This window comes from Tunturiibacter gelidiferens, from assembly GCF_051013345.1.
Classification (GTDB): domain Bacteria; phylum Acidobacteriota; class Terriglobia; order Terriglobales; family Acidobacteriaceae; genus Edaphobacter; species Edaphobacter gelidiferens_A.
Genome location: NZ_CP132939.1, coordinates 5,489,336 through 5,508,210 on the forward strand (window position 1 = coordinate 5,489,336; position 18,875 = coordinate 5,508,210).

The window sequence follows — 18,875 nt, forward strand, 5'->3', positions numbered from 1 at the left end:
TCGTCATCTTGAAGAGCGAAGCTCGTCACAATGTTCCGGATCCGCTTCGCGCTTCAAAAACCCTCTTGCGGCGGCCAGCGCATCACACACGCCTGGATTGCCCGGCCCAGTACTTCTCCCGTAGAACTCGCTTCAGAATCTTGCCCGACCCGGACTTGGGGAGTTCCTCTGTCATGAACTCGATGTGGCGGGGGAGCTTGTATGAGGCGATCCTGGTCTTGCAGTACTGCTGGACTTCTCCCGCAGACAAATTGGTTCCCGGGCGCAGAACAATGGCTGCGGCCACCAGCTCTCCCCATCTCTCATCCGGAATGCCGAATACTGCGGCCTCCTTCACTTGGGGATCTCATAAATAGCTGCCTCGACTTCACCGGTGTAGACATTTTCTCCACCGCTGACGATCATCTCTTTGGCCCGATCGATGATGTAGAAGAAGCCGTCCTTGTCCTGGCGCCCGATATCTCCGGTGTGAAAGAACCCGCCACGCAATGCTTCGGTAGTTTCGTCCACCGAAGACTCATCCCCTGGCAGTTCTTCTTCGATGTCGTGCCAGTAACCCAGCATGATGCCCGGCCCCCGTGCTACCAGGTTTCCGAGTTCGCCGGGAGCCACAGGTTTGCCGGCTGCATCGACAACTCGCAGATCGATACCCGGGCATGGACGGCCGCAAGACTGAAGTCTGTTCTCGGTGTGTTCGGCGTCTGTAAGACCAGTGAGGAAACCGGCTTCGCTCAAACCGTAAACCTGCAGCAACTTCACTTTCGGCAAAGCTCTGCGTACTTCCCGTACAACCGCGGGAGCGATGGGCGAGCCCCCGTACGCCAGCACATCCAGAGAATCCAGGTTGAATGCAACAAGCTCCTGAAACTGGCATAGGGTGTTGATCATGGACGGGACGAGTACCGTGTGTGTCACTCCGTGCACCTGAACAGAGGTGCAAAACGATGGTGAGTCAAAGCGCTCCAGCGTCATCTGCGCCGCGCCGAAGACCGGGGCCGCGAACATCGCCGGAAAATCGGCGATATGGAACATCGGTGACGCATGGAGAAATACGGCCTCCTCGCGATATGCCAGCCAGTAATTCAAATCATGAATGTTGGAGAAGATGTTCGCGTGTGTAAGGGCCGCCCCTTTGGAGGCTCCGGTCGTTCCGCTCGTGTACAGAAGCACGAGGATCGCGTCCGGATCGTAGAATTCTCCGGCGTAGGGCTCTCCTTCGACTTCATCAAGAGGATCGACGTCGATCACGAGTTCCAACTCAAGCCTTACGGTAGGTGCGGGGAACTTCGAATGCCGGATCAGGCCACGGGGGCGAGCATCCACGAGGAGCCGGTCGATCTCGGGGCTCGCATAGCGCGTGTTAATGGGAACTGCAACGACGCCAAGCAGGCTGCAGGCATAGATCAGCTCTATGTATTCCGGCCCATTCGGCATCAGCAAAGCTAACCGCTCTCCACTCAGAAAGCCGCGACGCCGAAGCGCCGCGGCGATCTTTCTTACTCGAGTATCCAGTTCCTGAAAGGTCACGGCCCTGCCCTCCCGCAACAGAGCTGTGTGCTGCGGGAAGTACTGCAGGGCGCGACCAACGGAATGGGTGTAAATCATCGAAGCCTCTCATTCGGTAACAACAGACGCGGTCTGACTAGATGAATGCGCTGAAGCCCGAAACGGCGCGACCAACGATGAGGGTGTTCATCTCACGCGTTCCCTCGTAGGAGTAGATCGCCTCGGAATCTGCAAAGAAACGGCCGATGTTGTAGTCAAGGAGGATTCCATTGGCTCCAAGAAGCTCTCTTGCAAACCCAACCGTCTCGCGCATCTTGACTGTGGTGAATGCCTTGGCGAGCGAAGCATGTTCATCCGCGAGCTTGCCTTCGTCCTGCAACTTGGAAAGCCGCATGACCATGCACTGGCATGCAGTAATGTTGCCAATCATCTTGACGAGCAGGTCCTGGATGAGCTGGAACGAAGCGATCGGCTTGCCAAACTGTTCGCGGGTCTGTGCGTAGAGCAACGCATTTTCGTACGCACCCATCTGGCATCCGGTAGCCTCCCATGCGACGAAACCGCGCGTCATGCGGAGTACGCGGGCAGTGTCGCGAAAGGAAGTGTCGTTCTGCAGGCGGTTCTCTTCCGGCACCCTGCAGTTTTCGAGTGTGATCAGTCCATTCTGGACTACCCGCAACGCCATCTTGTGCTGGATCTTCTCGACCTTGAAGCCGGGTGTGGTCTTGTTTTCGACAATGAAGCCCTTCACCTGGCCATCAGCCTCGTCGCGCGCCCAGATGATGGTGAGGTCACCCCACGTCGAGTTACCGATCCACTTCTTCTGGCCGTTCAGAATCCACGTGTCGCCCTCCCGCCGTGCGGTTGTCAAGAGACCACGGGAGGAGCCAGAGCCCACCAGAGGCTCCGTGAGACCGAAGGAGCCTATCTTTTCGAGGCGCGCCATCGGAGGCAACCACTTTTTCTTCTGCTCTTCCGACCCGCACAAGTAGATGGATCCCATTGCGAGGCCGCTGTGGACGCCATAGAACGTGGCAAGCGAGCAATCGACCTTCGCGATCTCCATCGCAACGTAGCAGCTCAACAGGTTGCTCCCGCCGGCGCAGTCATAGCCCTCATAACCAAGCCCTGCAATCTGAAGGTCGCGGATACCTGGGACGAGGTCGAACGGGAACTCATCCCTCGCCCAGAAATCGTTAATGATCGGCGCGACAGCGGTCTTCATGAACTCCCGGACCTTGTTGACCTTCGCCTGCTCGGTCTCAGACAGCATCTGAAATGTCTGGTAGAAATCGCTGTTCGGCTTCGGTATTACGATCGGCTTCTTCGCCTTTTGAGTCTGTGTATCTGACATCGGATCCTCCAGTGCCTTTCTCTTTGGTTGTGTCAACCGGAACTGTTATGCGAAACGCGGGGACCCCAGTGGGTTCAGTCCGTGTACGCCACGCCGGTCAGGTTTCCCTGAACAGCGAGCAGCGTCTTATGCGTCGCGCCGTCCAGACTCGCGCTATAGAGGAGCCTCCGAGATCGGCCATGAACATGCGATTGCCAGGAACATCGAGTGCGAGCCCAATGCCTTCCATCAAATGGGTAAAGACGATCTCGGGCTCAACTGAGTGAGGCGCAGCGTCGATCGGTGCCCGGCTGACAGTATTGCCGCGCGGGGATCGCCACGATCGGTCCAGTAAAGGAACCGGTTTTCGAGATCAAGATCGAGATCGATGGGCTCCGGCAACTGGTCGAACAACACTTCGATATCGCTACGTGAGGTGGGAGTCTCTCCCTTGGGTACCTCGAGCCCGGCTCGGAAGATTCTTCCGACGCCGGCATTGTCGATGCCTTTCTGAGTCCAGTACAGCTTGCCGTCCTGCACATCGATCGCAATGCCAACGCACCACCGTGTGAGGTCGGCTCTGTCTGCTTCACCAAGGCCGTTTTGAATCAGGGTCTGAAGATGGGAGCCGTCGAGGTTCGAGCGCATAACACGCATTCCCTCGCGATCGCACCAGTAAAGCCTGCCGTTACGCTTGTCGAGCTGCAACTGTTTTGGGGTGAAGGTCTTTCCGTTCGGGACGATGGTGACGCGATTGCTGCCGTCGATGTTGGCGCGCTCAATCGAGCCATCTTCCTTGTTCGGAATACCCATCTCCGTCCAGTAGATGTGGCCGTGCTCTACATCCACAACGATCCCGTCTGGGATGCGATGACGACCGGTGACAAGTTCCTTGACGTCGCTTCCGTCAGGGTTGACGGAGAGCAGACGGCCACCGCTTGCGTCGATGAAGAACACGCGACCGCTCTTGTTCGCAATCGCCTTGGTGTCGTTTGGTGTCGATGACATAGGATTCCTCTCCGTTTGCGTTCATCCAATTGCGTATGGGTGACTCTCGAACTCCTCTACTTCCCGGTGCGTCTCAGGGCGAGCAGTCCGAGCAAGAGCCTGTCGCGCTCTTCGGCGAGGTCGTTGATCGACTGGTTGCCGGCTTCCTCCAGAACGCCCTGGGAGATCTTCTCTTTAGTTCGGGTGTGAACTCGGGATTGCCGAGGTCCTTCCACCATGTGCTCATCGGACCTGAGAGGTGCTCCATGAAGTGATGGATACCGCCCCGGCCGCCGGCGAGATGGAAGAGTAGGTTTGGTCCCATGAGGCCCCAACGCAGTCCCGGTCCCCAACTCACCGCTGCATCCGCGTCCGAGACGCTAAGTACGTCCTGGTCGATCAAGTACACAACTTCGCGATAGAGAGCGGCCTGGAGACGGTTCGCGACATGACCGACCACTTCCTTCTTCACGTGAATCGGTCGCTTTCCGATCGAAGCGTAGAACGCCATCGAACGCTCGATCGTCTCAGCCGATGTCTTTTCGCCACCGACGATTTCAACGAGGGGAACGAGGTGAGGAGGATTGAAGGGGTGTCCGATCACGCAGCGCTCGGGATGTTTGCACTGCGACTGGCTAACACCAATCGGGATGCCCGAAGAACTGGAGGCAAGAATGGTGGTCGCCGGTGTGAGCGCGTCCATGTCGGAGAACAACTTGATCTTAAAGTCCGGCTTTTCTGGGCCGTTCTCCTGGACCAGGTCAACGCCCTGCAGCGCTTCGTTCAACTTGGCGGTGAACGAGAGTCGCTCCTTCGTGGCCCCGGCAGACAGCCCCAACTGCTCAAGCGCAGGCCACGCACTATCGACATATTCGCGCAGGTTCTCTTCCGCGTTAGGGGCTGGATCGGTGGCAACCACATCGAGACCACGTGCCAGGTAAAGTGCCGCCCAGCTCGCTCCAATTACTCCCGTACCCACAATCGCGATTCGGTTTACCGGTTTAGTAAAAGACATGTTTCACTTCTCCTTTTTGTCCAATCGAGTGATGTTGACAAAAGTTTGCGGCGGTTGATCGTCTGCGCTAGGCTTCCCTTCGCATGGATTCATCTCCCTTCCGTTGCACGGCTCGCGCCACCGTGGGCCAAACTCCGCGATCTGCTCAAACAGTTGAGTCAAGGGGAGTTTCAAGAGTGGAAACCGGGATTCGAATCGTCGCTTTGAACGAGACAGCGCTAACGGGTTATCTGTTGCGAGCCGGTTGGCAACTTGGTTGTCGGCGTCCTCAGCCAGAGATAGACGTCCGCAGAATCCTGAACTCTCACGTCCTGGAATAAGACCGGTTCCTTCGCGCGGAGATGAATTAGCCACGTTTGGCCCGTAACAGGCGAAGTTGGAATGACTGGTGGGAACTGACGACGGACGATGTCAAAGGTGGTTCAATAACACCTCTGAAGAGGGCCGACTACTTCCTATCGAGAAGCATCAGAAGAACACCACCGGCAGATAGAAAATCGAAGCTGTCAGCAATTGACGAGCGGCAGCGTTTGATCTACGAAGAAGTAGACTCCCCGATACAAGAAGGCGCAGCTGAGGAGAGTCATAGATTCACTGATAAAACAGGTCAGTTCGATACGCATTCGCTATTTGCGCTGCGCACCTTACAGAAAGGCCATTTCAGGATCTGACCTTTCGCGTCTGATTTCGTGCTTTTCCTTAATTCGTTCGAACTGCCTAATGTCGCAAATAGGGTCGAATCGTGGGTCGACCGCCAGCCAAAGCAATTCGGGCTCGTGCTCTTTACGGGCTGCAGTCAAAAGGAAAGTGGCATTCTGCGGTTCTCCCAATGCAACCTCCAGCGAGGCCCGCCGGAACTTACTGACAGGTGAATCTTGAGACCGCAGCTTATAGTTCACGGCGATTTGATTCGCCTGGACGGTATCCCCACAACGAGCCAAGACCTCTGCGATATAGGTCATCAGGCGAGGCATTCTAACCGAGTCGGGCAGTATGCTGTTTGCCAACCGCCTGGCATCATCTCGCCGGCCGAGCTGCAACTGCGCGAAAGCTAGATAGAGTCGCGCTTCCAGGGTATCGTGCCATAGACCAGTGGCCCGGAGGAGCACTCAACCGCCTCCTCATAGCGGCGACTGAAATATAGATACTTCATGCAGGCGAGCTTCTGTCTGTGTGAAAACGGGTCAATTCGCTGAGCCTTCCGAAGATAATGCCAAGCCTCGTCGAATTGACCCATAACGGTCAGAAAGAGTGCAAATTGTCTGTAGCTCATCGGGTCCGTTTCGAGATTCAGTGCATGCTCAAAACTTTTTTTGCAGCGGCCCAGTTGAACTCCAAAGCGAGGATGCTGCCCAGACAGGCATGAGCCGCTGCCAACCGTGTGTCGAGCGCGAGCGCCTGAAGGGTGGCCCTCTTTGCTTGGAAAACAGCATCGGCGGAACCGGCATTGCCAGAAAGGGCGATCTCGTAGTGGCACTGTCCGATGCCACAATGAGCTCGTGCATTCCCGGGCATAGCCTCGACTATCTCCTGGAACTTCGACAGCGCAGCCGATATCTCAGTTGGAGCTCCTTCATCGATCATCGCTTCGGCGCTCAGAACCGAGGGGCATATCGATCCCAGCAAGCTATGTGGCCGCCGAATATGCGCTTCGTTGGGACGCGTCCTGCTTATGAGCGCGGACGCAATTTGTTCCGTAATACCGAAAAGGGCGTGCCGATCCGCTTCGGTATCGAACCGCTGTGACCAGAGTTGAAATCCATCCCTATCGACAACTCGCGAAGTAATGCGTAACTGGGTATTCTCTTTCCTGACGGTACCTTCAAAGAGGAGTTGAACACCCAGCTTACGAACCAGGGAGGGGATGTCCGAAATCTCAGCAGTCAGTTGTGAGGCGAGACTAGCGGCGATCACTCGGCATCTGCCAAGCCGCGCCAATTCATAGCCCAATTCCTCAGTTATGCCTCGCGCACAATCCGTCGCGAGCGGATGATCAGATAGATCGATAAAAGGTATGACCCCTATCGAAATGCCACGATTCTCGCCAGGGTACTCAACGTCGATATTTACTTCCAACTGACTCTCAGTTGAGGGCTGCTCCCTCATTCGGAATACGGGAACGTAGCTGCCTGTCCGGAAATATATGAATACTGAGTCCGCTTTTGCTTCAGACTCGTAGTACTCCTTTAGTTTGCGTCTTAGCCGGCGTGCCTCTGTCCGGACAATTGAATCTATGCTGGGGTGATAGGGAGGTTTCCGATCGTACACATCGGTGCCGATAACATACTCTTTAAGAACGCTGCCCTCGCCACTCAAGGTGCCTTCAACTACGAAGCGAAGAAAGCGGCTAAGCCGGTTCGATTGGACGAAGATCGGACTTTGCAAGATGCGGCCCAACTGCTCGAGGACCATAGATTCCGATGGCTCTTTCGCATCGAACCCATCGCCGGCACTCAAAGACACGTCCTTGGTGCAATCCCGAACTCGATCTTGTATTTTATTCATCTTCGGGCGTAACACCGCGTCCCGACTCTGCGTCAGCCGCGAGAAGACGCGTGGAGTAATAACTGTCTGCACAATCCGCCTCCTGTATTTACTTCTGCATCTATGCACCGTGAGGGCCATACCGCTCCTACCAAGGGAAGTTATGTAAGTGGCTGAGCCCGAAAGATATTGCGCGGGAGCGACTTACTTCTCACATCAAACTTGTCAGTACCGTTCCGCTGACCAGTAACCAGTTGCCTATCGATTGGCATATGTCCGGTTCCCGTCTTTGCCCCGACCGTTCCGCGCATGCGTCAGGCTACGAAACTTATCATTGCAGAGATGCGCGCAAAGCCATCCTTGCGCGCAACACCCTCGATTTGGCGGCCGCTGACGAAATACCGAGAACCTGTGCCAGCTCCTTTACGCTGTATTCCTGTGTCTGCTGCAACTCCAGCACATCTCGAAGATTAGGCCGCAACCGCAGTATCGCGCTTCTGAGCTTCTCATTCCTCTCAATCTGAACATAGCGGGCCTCAGGATCGTCCCTAAGGTCCCGCAGCTCCCACTTGTCACCGGCTTCGAAGCCGGCGCGGGTATCGTCAATCGAGATTTCGTGGGGACGCTTCTTCCGCAAAATCATGAGAGCCGAATTGACCGCGATTCTGGTGAGCCAGGATGCAAAGGTGGATCTGTTCTCGAATTTATTCAGATGAAGATAAGCCAGTAGAAAGGAATCCTGCAGAGCATCTTCTGCGTCTTCCCAGTTCCTGGTGACGCGGTATATCGTCCGCATGACTTTTGTGGCATGTCGTCTTCTGAGTTCAACGAAAGCGGTGGTATCTCCAGATTTTGCAGCCAAAACCAACAGCTCGTCGTTCATCGCCATCGAACTGCGATCGAGAGATACGTCACTGCCGGAATAGATAGGTGAGTTCATGTGAGTTGCCCCGATTGAGGTTTTAGGTTCGAAGACAGGATTTCAACAGAAACAGATTGATCATTTGAAGAATGAATACCTTGGCTACCCGAATGCCGTTGCTAAATCCTCAATTGACGGCGGATCTCTCCTTGCTTACGCATAGGTACCAATGCAAGGACTCGTACCTCGCGAGAGTTCTCTGTCACATCCGATCTCACGCGCTGTACAAGCGAGAATGACAGAGATTCGGTACGAGTGTAGCGTTAGGAACTGTTAGATAACTGTGATGACGAGTGGATGGGTGGGACCGGCGGAAAGGATCTCTAGTGCGGTCGGTCGCCTACTGACACTGCAACGTCCTCTTGGCGGATTGTTTTTTGTGATCAGCAGTATGCCGATCTGTTTGCTTTAGTTGCGCAGGTGATGGTGCCGTGATGCACGACAGCTACCTTCGTGCGGCTGAGATCATTCTTCTCGGACATCCTTTCGATGCACCCACTGCCCTGAATTTGAGACTGGTTACCAAGGTCCTCCCCGATGCTGAAGTCCTTGGCTCGGCGGAAAAAATCGCTCAAGAGCTGGCACAGAAGCCACTGGCTGCAATCAAAGCTTCCAAACAACTTCTGCGCCGTCAAACACGACCCCGTGTCGCGCAGGCTGTCCAGGACGAACTGGTGGAGTTTAGCGAAAGAGTTCGTTCGGCCGACGCTCGAGAGGCGCTTACCGCATTCTTCGAGAAGCGGCATCCTCGATTCAATTAGGAACTACATACTTGACTCCCTGTTGAGTTTGACCGTAACCCAGATCCGGACTGAGGCCGGAATCTAGGGAGAAAATATGGAAAAGGTTACAACAAATCTGAAAGTCACGAATCTTAAGGTCATACCGTTTGAGTATGTCCCTTCAACCATTATGGGAGAAGCCGTCGAGCTGAGAGCATCGGGAACCTGGAGGGATGAAGTGGAGCGGAATTACCCTGTATCTCTGAAAATGACCCTCTACCCAGGCCATCCTGTTATTCCAGCTCTTGGCGACGAGATAACCATCACTGTAGAGCGCAGCGGCTAAGCAACTTTGCAGGGAGTCAAGTCTGTAATTCCCATTCAATTCCAGCGAAACCGCTTAAGTTCGCTCAATCGCCCCCTTCCTTCCGGCCTCGGCATACAAGCCGGGGCCGACGCTTGATACTCAGTTATAGAAGCGCAGAACGGGTTATGGCGCTCTGGTCCTGGTCTTTTCGTTTTTCTGAAAGCCTCCCCAAAAGCAAGTTGCGTAGTGGCGGGAGAGTTTATCAGTATCCACCGGGTCGTAAGCCATCGCCTTTGCGACTTAACGCAGTTTGCGCCTCATCATTGAGGCGTCACTAAAAGCGTCGAGCGCCCGAAATACCTCTACCGGGGCGAATGGTCCGTCTCGCGCCAAATATCGCACTTCTTAACCACAGATCTGCCGAACATCAGGTTGATCGATGTCATGAGCTGCAGCGATATGGCTACGAATGCGACGATCGAGAATTGGCAGTCCAGTGTCATCTTCTCGATACCTCACGACTCCGTATTGCAACGCGAGGGCCACCTGCAATTGACTGAAACTAGAGACGACGAGGACTCGCAGCATTTGAACTGCATGCTTTCAGATAGCTGACGGTGTCAAATGGAAACCCGTCGCATCGTCTTCGGCCTCTCGTGAGAGTAGTCAGCGAAAGCAAGTACGCCAATTACATAGAGCTCGTATCTGCGAAGTTAAGAGCACCTGACAGAGGTTATCTTCGAGTCAACGCTCCTACAACTCCTCATTGGGACCGAGCCAAGAGAAGCATCGAGTGACCAACACTTTCACCGGGGTCCGTCCGCTGGGCCAACGATTCCTTGTCATGACGAGTGCAAACCAAAGACCAAAACGTGTTGTGAATGCAATCCGGAGTTTGCCAGTGCAAGTGCGGTGATTATCCCATCGACTGCACCGGATGGGCCCTTCGGTGTGCTTCTCCGAGTGTGCCAATCGTCTGGCGAGAGATAGCTCTTTAGCACCCGCCAATAACATCAACCAGGAACTGCGATGTGGCTTTCGGCAGAAAACAATCCTGAACGGATCTCTAACGAAATCACGAGGTACGCAATCGCACATGTCAGTCGCAGTGATGCTTCACGATGAGGCGGGAGCCCCTTTGCCCCGTCACATAGGTCCACACCCACTGCACAAATACGCTCACTCGGAGACTCGATTGAGCCAGAAACTGTAGATGAACCGCGGCCCAGACAAGCCACGCGAGCAACCCGCTGAGACGAACTTTGCCACTCTGCAGGATTGCGAAACCTTTGCCTACAACCGCCAGGTTTCCTTTGTCGAAGTAGCGAAACGGACTTGGACATGGCTTGCCTTCGAGCCGGCAGCGGATGAGACTGCTTGCGTAGCGCCCTTGTTGCATTGCTACCTGCGCCACCCCTGGCAACGGCTTACCGTCCTGATCGAGCGAGGCCGTATCGCCAACTACGAAAATCTCCGGATGATCCTGGACAGTAAGATCACTTCTGACTCGCACACGCCCGGCGCGGTCGGTCTCGGCATTAAGCCACTTGCCTGCGGGTGAAGGAGCAACGCCCGCCGTCCAGATGACCGTCTTGCTCACAATCCGGTCACCGGCGACTACGACTCCTTCGTCGTCGATCGAATCCACGCCGTGCCCCAACCGTACCTCTATTCCTAACTCTGTCAGGCGTCGTTGAGCAGCGTCCGAAAGTTCAGGAGCGAAAGTCCCGAGAGGCCTGGTCGCCATGTCCACCAGAACTATCCGTGCTGAGGCTGGGTCGATCCGTCGGAACTCGTGCTTTAGCGTACTGCGCACCATGACGGCGATCGCGCTCGCCATCTCGACACCCGTAGGGCCGGCTCCCACCAAAACAAACGTGAGTAATTCCTTATGATGGCTTGGATCTTCTTCGGCTTCCGCCTGTTCAAACGCCCGCAGTATCTTGTTTCTAATGGCGACCGCGTCCGCCAAGCTCTTCAAGCCTGGAGCGTACTTTTCAAACTCATCATGTCCGAAATAGCTGTGCTGCACGCCTGTAGCGAGAATAAGGTAGTCATACGAGATTTTAACCCCGATTCGGTCTGCAGAGTTGACGAGGACACAGCGCGCAGCCGTGTCAATTCCCGTGACATCGCCGAGAATAACCGTCGTGTTTTCGCTTTTCCGTAAAATGCCGCGGATGGGCGATCCAATTTGCCCGGGAGCCAAAACCGAAGTGGCTACCTGGTAGAGAAGAGGCTGAAAGAGGTGATGATTGTTACGGTCAATCAATATCACTTTCACCTGCGCTTTCTTTAGCGCGCGGGCAGTCGATAGCCCTCCGAAGCCTCCACCAACGATAACAACAACCGGCGTGTGTTGCGACATAACTCTCACCAACCTTTCAAACAACGGCAATGGGACTGAGCATCCGCTGCCCCCATCGAGGAGACGATGCAATGGCTTATCCGGATGTGTTTAGGCCCCGCACTGCAAGCAGCAATGTCATTCCAGTTCACTCGCTTGGCTGAATGAGCTTGTTGCCGGGATATTGACGATTGCCCGAGAAACCTCGTCTTGACGGCAATGTTGTAAGAACGGGAGGCGCGTATTCAAAGGCTCCTCTTCTTCAGCGGCCAATCTTGCGTAATGGACCCAACAATCTCCGTCATTACGAGACTTGTGGCAACCAGTCGTACACCGCGCTCGTGTAAGAGGACTAGGAGATATCGTCCTGCATCATCAATCTGGTCCACTTCAATCAAATCCAAACAAAGCAGGCGGTTGGCAAGTTCCGCATTTGAGGACCGCCAAGCGCACTCCACTTCCAAAACCCAGGCGCCCACCAGACTGCCTTCGAGTTTCAATGTGAGCTGTTTAGGAGTGTCCTGCACGGTAATTTTGAGCATTGCGCCATCCATGAATCGCTCCCTACAGTGCAATCGCACCACCAAACTGCGTGGCCGAATCGTTGTCCAGCGAGGCGGTTGACTACGGCCGTACATTGTTGCCAAAGCCAGAGTAGTAACGGAATACCCTTTACCAACCTATAGGCGCCTGCCCTCAGGATCCTGGTCTCATAATCCCTAGCTTCTTCATACGAAACTGCAACGTAGAACGGTTTATTCCTAGACGCTCTGCCGCCCCCCGTGCTCCGGACACTCTCCATTTTGTCTCCTTCAAGGTCGCAAGGATGTGCTCGCGCTCTGCTTCCTCCAGCGTCCGTCGCTTTGCACCGTCTGGACTCGGCGCGTTGCCGGAATGAAGACCAGCAAGAGGAACCTCCAGAACTGGACCTAGAGACAAAATCACCGACCGCTCAACCAAATTCTGTAGTTCGCGGATATTTCCGGGCCACGAATGCCGGACCAACGCGTCCATCGTTTCGGAAGGGATTGTGTCAATTGTCCTGTTCATCCGCCGCGCAAAGTACTGCACGAAATGTCGTACCAGGAGCGGAATATCTTCCGGCCGATCGCGAAGCGGCGGTACAAAAATTGGAAACACGTTTAGTCGGTAGAAGAGGTCTGCGCGGAACTTCTGTTCGTCGACACACTCAGCAAGATCTCTATTCGTGGCGGCGATAAGACGGGCGTCCGTCTTCAGAGTTCGTGTGCTCCCCAGGCGCTCGAATTCTCTTTCCTGCAAGACGCGCAGCAACTTGGGCTGAAGTTCGAGTGCAATTTCGCCGATCTCGTCCAGAAATGCGGTGCCTCGATCGGCCAGCTCGAAACGTCCAAGTCGCTGCATAATCGCGCCGGTGAACGCCCCCTTTCGTGACCGAAAAGTTCGCTCTCCAGAAGTCCGGTTGGTATTGCAGCACAGTTCAGCTTAACAAACGCATTGGAACGGCGAGGGCTTCGTTCGTGAATTGCACGTGCTATTAGTTCTTTGCCGGTACCCGTCTCGCCGCAGATCAATACGGTGGAGTCGGTCGGGGCAACGGTCTCGATCTTGCGCAACACTGAACGTATTGCTGTGCTCCGACCGATGATCCCTTCAAACCCCTGTTCACTTCGAATCTCATCTTCGAGATATAGTTTTTCTCTCGCAAGCTTGCTCTGAAGCCCCTTGATTTCACCGAATGCAAGTGCGTTCTCAATTGCAATGGCCACGTGGTTTGCTACCTGCATCAAGAAGCCCACATCTTCTGGCGTGAAGCTATGACCCTCGCGACGCCAAAGTTCCAAAATGCCCAGGACTCGGTCCCGGCTGACGAGGGGCACGGCAGAGCCGCATTGTGGCGCATCCCCGTGGACTCTCCGAGGGAGTTTCGGCAAATCCCGAGCATTCACCAGCGGTTGCCTAGTTCGGAATACCTCGGAAATGTGTTCGCCACTACTGCTCTCTTCCAGCCCATCATGGTCTGTAGATTCGCTCTTGTGTTCCTGGGAATCGAGCGCAAAGATCCGCAGACAGCCGCGCTCTTCATCGGGCAAATGGATAGCGACTGCGTCGCACCGCATTAGACGGCGGACCGTCGCCGATACCGTGCGAAGGAGATCGCGCAACTCCAGATTCGACGCGATTTGGCTGGTCAGTTCAAGTAGGAGTTGCAGTCGGTCTCTCTCCGATCTCAATTCGTCTTGCGTCCGCCGGAATGCGTCGAGGTTGATCGCGTCATCGTATCGGGATTCCACGGACTGCTCTGCTTTTTGAATTGGGAGATGCGAAGTTGCTTCCATGCTCACCAGATCCGAGTGGTCTTTCCTAATGGGGTTCAAAGTTTCGGCCAATCTTAGTGTTTGTTCGGATATCTGCTCGCTGCAGAGCAGCCACGCAAGCGAACCCCCTTCGTGACCCAGCGGGGCTTCACCCGCAAGACAGGGGGATTCCATGGATGAATGAATCCGTTGATAGCCCGTCGTGCCCAATAGCCGCCTCCTCTATCCCTCTTTCCGTCGATCATTCTCAGCGACGACGACCCTCGGGGCCCTTGGATCTTCTGTCCGTTTACATTCTCAACATTTACTTCTGCAACTATGCATCGTGAGGGCCATACCCCTTGCCACGGGAAGTCATGTAAGTGACTGAGTCCGAAAGATGTTGCGCGGGGGCGACTTACTTCTCACGTCAAACTTGTCAGTACCGTCCCGCTGATCAGTAATCAATTGCCTATCGATTGGCATATGCCCGGTTCGCGTCTTCAGCGGTGGATCGGCGCGACGGACAAGCACACGGAGGCGTTGGTGTAAGCAGCCTTAGTGCCAGCCAATTAGCATCTGCGTACTGGCTATCATCGGTCGTATTCTCGATCCGTGTGCTCCCAGGACCGGCACCGGTCAATTCCGCAGTTGAGCAGCTCCGTCGGAGAACCCGTCTCAAGGGAGACGGAAACTCAAACATCCAAGCCAAAGCCTAAGCGATTGCTGGAATGTAGTCGTGATCTCGAAGTGTTGTTGTGGTGGAGAATTGGTTCCCGGTCGGTGTTCGTGGGATGGGCACCTTGCGTTCGATCATTTACCTGCCAGCGTTGTTTCTTCTTATGCCACTTGACGAGAACTAAGGACAGTGCCCCGGTTTGCTAACTAGGCCGCCCCAGGTTCACTCTTGCGACGATAAATCTGTGCTCAACCGTCAACTGCTGCAGCGGCCGCAAAGACTCTATCGACCTCTGGCGCGGCCAAGAACGTTCTTTGTAAGGATTCTTCTTCGCCGAGGGAATCTGCGAGTTTGAGAAGCGTTGCGCGGCTCAGCTCAAGGTGGTGCCGTGACAACGCTATATTACCGGTAGCTCCAAAAACCTTAGCGGCAGTTGCGTGAACTCGCCATGCAGCCAACGGCACCTCGAAACCGTCGATGGCTGATAAGGCTCTAGAAATGCAATTTTGCGTACGCTGCGCGTCGAGTTCTACCATGGCGACGCGGGCAATTGCGTCCCATGCCAGCGCCTGCCAAGTATGCTCCGAAGTTTGCTGTGTGACCTCAAGAAACCGCTCTGCGCTTACTCTCGCCTGCCCTAAATCTCCCTTGCCAAGCCATGCCTCTGTGAAACCTGATTCGAGCAACATTTTCCAGTACCAGTCATGGATAACCGGCAGAAGGTCCATATCTTTCCTCACTGCTGACAAGTGCTCGAGCGCGCGGTCGTAGTTCTCCATAGCTAATTCCGCAGAAGCGGCCAAAATCCGGCAAAATCTGTTCCAGGGTCGCGTTGCGGGTTCGCCGAGTGTGGGGAGAACCGATTCGCAGATTGTCAGGGCCCCACTCGAATCCATCGCCTGAAGATGTATCCATGCTTGATCAAGGCGCGAAGTCTGCACTCGGATATGGTCCCCGTTTTTGATGCCAAGCGCGATGCTGGATTTCGTTGTCCGGAGTGCCTCGCCCCATTCGCCCAGAAACAGCAGACTCCATGGCAAAACGAACTGGCTTATCCAATAGGAGAAACTCAGATACGGATTGTCTTCGGATTGTCCCAGCAGAATCGACAGACTCTCGACGGCGCTCTTCTGAGCCTCTCTGTATTTAGACGAGCACCAATCCATGAAGTTACAGTCGAGGGTATGCCACGCCGACAAAAGGGCGTCACCGCCACTACGAATTTCCTCGAGGGCGTTTTTGCAATCCTCCGCATCTTGGGCGTTCCATCCGCCTACCCACACCCGTCGTACCAGACAACTCGCGCGCGTCCGCGCTCGCGTCAGTGGATCCGTCTGTCTGGTGCCCAATTGAAGCGCCCGCTCAACCATCTCCAAAGACCGCTGCGCATTGGACCACGACAAAGGATAAGCCATGCCAACCAGCGCGCGTATTTCCACATCCAGCAATCCGTAGTAAGCCGCCTTTCCGCGCAACGCTTCGTAGATTTCCACCGCGCCCGTGTCATGAAAGGACACAACATAAATCGCAGCGAGCTTCTCGAGAATCTCAGTTTCGTTTTCGGCACGCTCGATCTCGGGCATCTTTTCGCACAGATCGAACGCATGGCGGAGGATTCTCGTAGCCTCTTCAGGCGCGTAGCGCTGTCCGGCAGTCTCGGCCACCAGACGCAAATACTTGATTGCCCGTCGCCAATCGCAGCCTTCTTCGAAGTGACGCGCAAGTCTGGGGACCATGTCACTGAGACGATCTGCGAACAGTGCCTCCAGACGCTCTCCGATAGATCGGTGCAGCTTCGCTCTACGTCCCGGCGACTGACGGCGATAGAAAGCCTCGTGGTAGAGCGCATGCGCAAATTCGTACATGTGCGCAAAAGTTCCATCGGGAAACTGCAGCGTGCCCCGCGGACGTACGATGCGATAGCGGCGTGAGATCCCTTCGCACAGCTCCTCAAATTTTTCCGGATCAAGATTAGCTGCCAGAGCATTGACGGATGCAGTGAATGCAGTCACAGTGATGCTGGCTGCCTCCAGACACCGTTGTTCTTCGGCCGTCAGCTGCTCCACCTGCACTTCGATCATTTGTCGCAGATTTTCGGGTACATCAAGCTCGATTTCCTCCAGAGGGACCTTGAGTTTCCACTTCCCATTCTCATGGGAAATAGTGCCCCGTTCGATCATATGGTCGAGTGCAGCCACCATGAACAACGGATTGCCCTCAGAATGACGGTGAACGAGACCAGCCAGGCCGTCGGGCAGATCTGTTCCGGAGGAATCGGCTGCAAGATATGCGGCCACTTGGTTTTCGCCAAGCGGCTCTAGGGCAATTTCATCGCACAACTTATGAACCAGCAGATCCTGCTTAAGCGCATTTACGGGATGGCCCGAAAGAACAACGTCAACCGGACGGTACGTGCCGATCAGCATCAGTCTCGCAGGAGCATGGCGACGTGCGAGCGCGGAGATCAGATCGACCGTGGAATTGTCCACCCAGTGCAAATCTTCGAAAATGAGGAGCAATGGACTTCTGGAAGTGATCGTTTCCAGAACATCGCCGATCTCACGCAACATACGTTCACGCGTAGCGCCCAAGAGTTGGCGTCGCAGCACTTCGCGACGTTGGCGCTCTGTCAATGTTGGGAGTTGTGCCAGCCATGTGGGGGCCTGGTCCGCCAGTAACTGAACGATGGAGTTCCCTCCAGTAGAACGGCACAACTCCCCCAGCGCCTCCAATACGGGGTAATAAGCCTCCTTGCCACCGTATCCTTCGATGCATTGCCCGAAAGCAATCTGGATGCCCGGCACGTAGGCCGCGGCTTGTACCTTGAAGTAGTTGACAAGCGCAGTTTTTCCAATACCGGCCTCCCCTGTGACAAAAACAATTTGCCGCTGATTCCAAAGCGTCCGTTGGAGGGCCTCGCTCAGTTCATTGAGCACACCTTCCCTGCCCACAAATTTGCTGTTCGATCGGGTTGCAGTTCGGAGACTCTCGACTAGTTCTTCGCTGATTGGAGCGATGAATCGATATCCTCGCCGCTGCGCCGTCTCAATGAAACGAGGACGTTTGGGGTCGTCTCCCAAGACCCTTCTGATTTTCGCAATATGGCTTTTCAGGACCTCCGGCTGAATGTGTATATCGGGCCATAGTCTCTCGAGCAATTCATCCTGAGTCACTAGCCGACCGGCCCGTTCAATCAAGAAGTCGAGAACGGCGAACGCCTTGGGCGGCAATAGAATCCGTTCATCCGAAACCTCTCCGCTACGCCAAAGGCATTGGTTCGTTTCGTCCAGCCGGAACGGTGGGAACTCTTTCATGTCGGAACCTGCATCACTGATTTTTGTTCTCCTCGAACTTTACAACCTTAGCTCGATAAAACTCTGTATTCATCTGAGCAGGCTGGATTCGAACATTTGTAGCCCAGGAACTCCTCGTACGAACCGCACATTACGAAGATGCTTCATCGCCGTCACGTCTCGTGCTGACCCCTGCATATTGGATTCCGTATCGACGACTTCCGGCTCTGCTGGTCTGAGCAATAGGCACTCCAAAGAAATAACAGCGCAAATCACTCAACACAAATGCTGAACGTCGCTTCGCACTGGCGTTCAGCCGATGATCGACGATCGAAAGATCACTCTGCCAGGCACCGTCGAAGTGAAGCAGTTCCTGGTTGTCTGGATTCCCACACATCGGTTTGCGCTCAACGGTAGCTGCGCAAACACCCCGGATGAATTTGAAATAGACATAGACGTGCCGCTTGCCTTCTCATCCAGGCTGAGGGAAAGCATCAATCGAACACACTCGTAGGTTCAGTGGCGAACACGGGAATTCTTCTAAAGAGAAAAGACGAAAGTAAGCTAAGTTATTGATTAATGGTATACTTACCTTGAGTCTCGCATATGAGCACTACGAGGGCATTTCGCATAGTAACCGAGCCGAAAGCACAAAGGGCCGAAACGTATCGCTACTGGCAGAGTCGGTCAATCGCGGAGAGGTTTGCCGCCATTGTCCAGGCCACTGCCGACGCCTACGCTATGGCAGGAAAGAGTTTCGATCCCTACCCGTCGAGCTGAAAGAACTTTTACTCGTATTCAACGCTAACAGCGTTGAATATCCGTTGTAAAAGGCCATGCTGTCGGCCTCCACTCCGAGCCCCGCGCGACGAAAGACCTCGACGTTTTCATTCGGTCAAGCAAGAAGAATAGCGAGGCGGTCTATCGGGCGCTCGCCATATATCGAACGCCCCGTGCCTATGTAACCCCAAAAGTCTTTAGCGACGGCAAATCCGCTTTTCAGA

At 54.8% G+C, this 18,875-nt stretch carries 14 protein-coding genes and 1 pseudogene; 2 read left to right on the forward strand and 13 right to left on the reverse strand.

Features of this window, described 5'->3' with window-relative positions; all coding sequences use genetic code 11:
- Window positions 1-82: 82 nt before the first annotated feature.
- The 8 genes from RBB80_RS27635 to RBB80_RS27670 form a co-directional block, all read right to left on the reverse strand.
- Window positions 83-337, reverse strand: a complete 255-nt coding sequence (locus RBB80_RS27635) for an AMP-binding enzyme (protein ID WP_433965425.1) — start codon at window positions 335-337, stop codon at window positions 83-85.
- Entirely contained in the window at window positions 334-1,605 is a 1,272-nt protein-coding gene (locus tag RBB80_RS27640; RefSeq protein WP_433965426.1) for a class I adenylate-forming enzyme family protein, read from the reverse strand. The genes RBB80_RS27635 and RBB80_RS27640 overlap by 4 nt, the downstream gene beginning before the upstream one ends.
- 37 nt (window positions 1,606-1,642) lie before the next feature.
- On the reverse strand, window positions 1,643-2,860 hold the full coding sequence (locus tag RBB80_RS27645) for an acyl-CoA dehydrogenase family protein (RefSeq protein WP_433965427.1): 1,218 nt from the start codon (window positions 2,858-2,860) through the stop codon (window positions 1,643-1,645).
- A 228-nt stretch (window positions 2,861-3,088) separates the two neighbouring features.
- Window positions 3,089-3,847, reverse strand: a complete 759-nt coding sequence (locus RBB80_RS27650; protein WP_433965428.1) for a hypothetical protein — start codon at window positions 3,845-3,847, stop codon at window positions 3,089-3,091.
- Window positions 3,848-3,920: 73 nt separating this feature from the next.
- Window positions 3,921-4,841, reverse strand: coding sequence for a 3-hydroxyacyl-CoA dehydrogenase NAD-binding domain-containing protein (locus tag RBB80_RS27655; RefSeq protein ID WP_433965429.1), 921 nt, complete (start codon window positions 4,839-4,841; stop codon window positions 3,921-3,923).
- A 644-nt stretch (window positions 4,842-5,485) separates the two neighbouring features.
- Window positions 5,486-5,950 (reverse strand): tetratricopeptide repeat protein, encoded by a 465-nt coding sequence (locus RBB80_RS27660; protein ID WP_433965430.1) that lies wholly within the window; start codon window positions 5,948-5,950, stop codon window positions 5,486-5,488.
- A 181-nt stretch (window positions 5,951-6,131) separates the two neighbouring features.
- Entirely contained in the window at window positions 6,132-7,418 is a 1,287-nt protein-coding gene (locus tag RBB80_RS27665; protein WP_433965431.1) for a hypothetical protein, read from the reverse strand.
- 238 nt (window positions 7,419-7,656) lie between these two features.
- Window positions 7,657-8,265, reverse strand: a complete 609-nt coding sequence (locus RBB80_RS27670; RefSeq protein WP_433965432.1) for an RNA polymerase sigma factor — start codon at window positions 8,263-8,265, stop codon at window positions 7,657-7,659.
- 416 nt (window positions 8,266-8,681) lie between these two features.
- On the opposite strand from RBB80_RS27670, the gene RBB80_RS27675 reads away from it, so the two are divergent.
- Together RBB80_RS27675 and RBB80_RS27680 are read left to right on the forward strand one after the other, a co-directional pair.
- Complete coding sequence (locus RBB80_RS27675; protein ID WP_433965433.1) at window positions 8,682-9,008, forward strand: enoyl-CoA hydratase-related protein; 327 nt, start codon at window positions 8,682-8,684, stop codon at window positions 9,006-9,008.
- A gap of 76 nt (window positions 9,009-9,084) precedes the next feature.
- A complete protein-coding gene (locus RBB80_RS27680; RefSeq protein ID WP_433965434.1) occupies window positions 9,085-9,315 on the forward strand; it encodes a hypothetical protein in 231 nt (76 codons plus the stop codon).
- 1,060 nt (window positions 9,316-10,375) lie between these two features.
- On the opposite strand, the gene RBB80_RS27685 is transcribed toward RBB80_RS27680, so the two are convergent.
- The 5 genes and pseudogenes from RBB80_RS27685 to RBB80_RS27705 form a co-directional block, all read right to left on the reverse strand.
- Entirely contained in the window at window positions 10,376-11,644 is a 1,269-nt protein-coding gene (locus tag RBB80_RS27685) for an NAD(P)/FAD-dependent oxidoreductase (protein ID WP_433965435.1), read from the reverse strand.
- A gap of 224 nt (window positions 11,645-11,868) precedes the next feature.
- A complete protein-coding gene (locus RBB80_RS27690) occupies window positions 11,869-12,177 on the reverse strand; it encodes a hypothetical protein (protein WP_433965436.1) in 309 nt (102 codons plus the stop codon).
- 142 nt (window positions 12,178-12,319) lie between these two features.
- Window positions 12,320-12,673 (reverse strand): helix-turn-helix domain-containing protein, encoded by a 354-nt coding sequence (locus tag RBB80_RS27695; RefSeq protein WP_433969914.1) that lies wholly within the window; start codon window positions 12,671-12,673, stop codon window positions 12,320-12,322.
- Window positions 12,674-12,811: 138 nt separating this feature from the next.
- A pseudogene (locus RBB80_RS27700) lies at window positions 12,812-14,094 on the reverse strand (sigma 54-interacting transcriptional regulator); the annotation flags it as partial.
- A 732-nt stretch (window positions 14,095-14,826) separates the two neighbouring features.
- Window positions 14,827-17,892, reverse strand: a complete 3,066-nt coding sequence (locus tag RBB80_RS27705) for an AAA family ATPase (protein ID WP_433965437.1) — start codon at window positions 17,890-17,892, stop codon at window positions 14,827-14,829.
- Window positions 17,893-18,875: the final 983 nt, after the last annotated feature.

Bases quoted from the DNA above. Each gene is read 5' to 3' on its own strand.
- RBB80_RS27675 (WP_433965433.1), top strand. From the start codon at position 8,682: ATGCACGACAGCTACCTTCGTGCGGCTGAGATCATTCTTCTCGGACAT.
- RBB80_RS27690 (WP_433965436.1), bottom strand. From the start codon at position 12,177: ATGGATGGCGCAATGCTCAAAATTACCGTGCAGGACACTCCTAAACAG.
- RBB80_RS27655 (WP_433965429.1), bottom strand. From the start codon at position 4,841: ATGTCTTTTACTAAACCGGTAAACCGAATCGCGATTGTGGGTACGGGA.
- RBB80_RS27695 (WP_433969914.1), bottom strand. From the start codon at position 12,673: ATGAACAGGACAATTGACACAATCCCTTCCGAAACGATGGACGCGTTG.
- RBB80_RS27650 (WP_433965428.1), bottom strand. From the start codon at position 3,847: ATGTCATCGACACCAAACGACACCAAGGCGATTGCGAACAAGAGCGGT.
- RBB80_RS27705 (WP_433965437.1), bottom strand. From the start codon at position 17,892: ATGAAAGAGTTCCCACCGTTCCGGCTGGACGAAACGAACCAATGCCTT.
- RBB80_RS27645 (WP_433965427.1), bottom strand. From the start codon at position 2,860: ATGTCAGATACACAGACTCAAAAGGCGAAGAAGCCGATCGTAATACCG.
- RBB80_RS27640 (WP_433965426.1), bottom strand. From the start codon at position 1,605: ATGATTTACACCCATTCCGTTGGTCGCGCCCTGCAGTACTTCCCGCAG.
- RBB80_RS27685 (WP_433965435.1), bottom strand. From the start codon at position 11,644: ATGTCGCAACACACGCCGGTTGTTGTTATCGTTGGTGGAGGCTTCGGA.
- RBB80_RS27680 (WP_433965434.1), top strand. From the start codon at position 9,085: ATGGAAAAGGTTACAACAAATCTGAAAGTCACGAATCTTAAGGTCATA.
- RBB80_RS27670 (WP_433965432.1), bottom strand. From the start codon at position 8,265: ATGAACTCACCTATCTATTCCGGCAGTGACGTATCTCTCGATCGCAGT.